The 1,313-nt window shown below is 65.9% G+C and carries 3 protein-coding genes; 1 reads left to right on the top strand and 2 read right to left on the bottom strand.

The window, feature by feature from the left end; all coding sequences use genetic code 11:
• Window positions 1-419: 419 nt before the first annotated feature.
• On the top strand, window positions 420-695 hold the full coding sequence (locus AX709_RS09375) for an HU family DNA-binding protein (protein ID WP_066489040.1): 276 nt from the start codon (window positions 420-422) through the stop codon (window positions 693-695).
• Between the two features lie 5 nt (window positions 696-700).
• Here AX709_RS09375 and AX709_RS09370 read toward each other — a convergent pair whose 3' ends face one another.
• Window positions 701-940: a hypothetical protein gene (locus tag AX709_RS09370; protein WP_066489033.1), complete on the bottom strand. Its 240-nt coding sequence runs from the start codon at window positions 938-940 to the stop codon at window positions 701-703.
• 82 nt (window positions 941-1,022) lie between these two features.
• A partial coding sequence (locus AX709_RS18920) for a hypothetical protein (protein ID WP_066489036.1) occupies window positions 1,023-1,313 on the bottom strand: 291 nt, incomplete at its 5' end.

Here is a 1,313-nt window from a genome sequence, read left to right as displayed (position 1 = left end):
CGGGGAGAAGGTGGGCGAGGTGGCGACGGAAGCGCCCTCCTGCGGCCGTCAGGAGCGCCGTGAGGGCAGAAAAGGGGCCTTCGACGTATTCGAGGTGCTGATCGCGTCGACTGTCGCCAGCGGGGCTTAAATCGCGCCGGATCAACCAGGCCCGCGAACTCGCGCTGGTCGTAGAAGCGGATTTTCTCGACCGCGAGCAAGTGTTCGCCCTGGCGCAGCAACAGGAGCTGGTCGGGCGGCATCCGCATGATTTCGTCGAGCGTGGCGAGCCACCGCGCGATGACGTAGGCGCTGACGCCTTCCGAGGGGCCGGCGCGATGTTCACCCGGTGCCGCGCGAGGTGCTGCAGCGTCGTATCGCTGATCTTGCGCGTGTCGATGGAGGGGCTATCCCATCTGCGACAAGGGAGGGAAAGCCTGATGAAGCTGGACGATCTGGCGAAGAATGTTGCGGCGGAAAGCGGCATGAGCATGGTCAAGGCACGGACGCTGCTCGATCGCGTGTTCGGGGCCATCGGCGATGCGGTCGCGCGCGGCGAGGACGTGACGCTGCCGGGGTTCGGCAAGTTTGCGAGCAAGGCCACAACCGCCCGGACCGGCCGCAATCCGCGCACCGGCGAGCCTATGCAGATCGCGGCCTCGACCAAGGCCGTGTTCACGCCCGCCAAGGCGCTGAAGGACAAGCTTTCCGCCTGACGCGGTTAGCGGCGGGGCGTGTCGTGCGCGACCGACCCGGACAGGGCAGCTTGCGCGGCGCGCAGGGCGAGGAGCTTTTCGGTATCGGTGGGCGGGAGGCAATCCCAGCGGAACACCGAACGATTGGCCGCACCTTCCGCCCAAATCCGCTGCGCGACGTGGAACAGCTCCTGGACGGTCGGTTCGCGGTCGGTCGCCACGCAGTCGATCACCGCATCCTCGAACAAGGGGTTGATGGAGCGCATCGATCGTTCTCCTGGTATCCCTATATAAGCTGATCCCATGACGCGACGATGGCGGGTTTCGACGGTGCGCCCCTGGCGGCCGTCAGGCTGTCGCCCTGATCGCCGCTGGCGTGACCGGCAAGGTGCGATCGGCGTCGGGATGATCGAGCAGCCGGAGCAGGATTTGCGACACGAGGGGAGGGGACGCCCCTTCATTCAGCAGCATATCGAAAAACGCATCATCGTTCGGCGTCGGGATCATGTCCTCGATCACGAGGTTGGCGCGAGATTCCGCCATGTCCTCGCGCCACATGGCGACTTCTGCGGGCGTGCCGCGCGCGAAATCCATCGCGCGGACTTCGGCGCGGATCGCCTCGATATCGAAATCGCTCAT

The organism is Sphingomonas sp. CCH15-F11 (assembly GCF_001557005.1).
Taxonomy (GTDB): Bacteria; Pseudomonadota; Alphaproteobacteria; order Sphingomonadales; family Sphingomonadaceae; genus Sphingomonas.
Note: the sequence above shows the minus strand (reverse complement) of the source record. Positions and strands in the feature narration are given on the sequence as shown.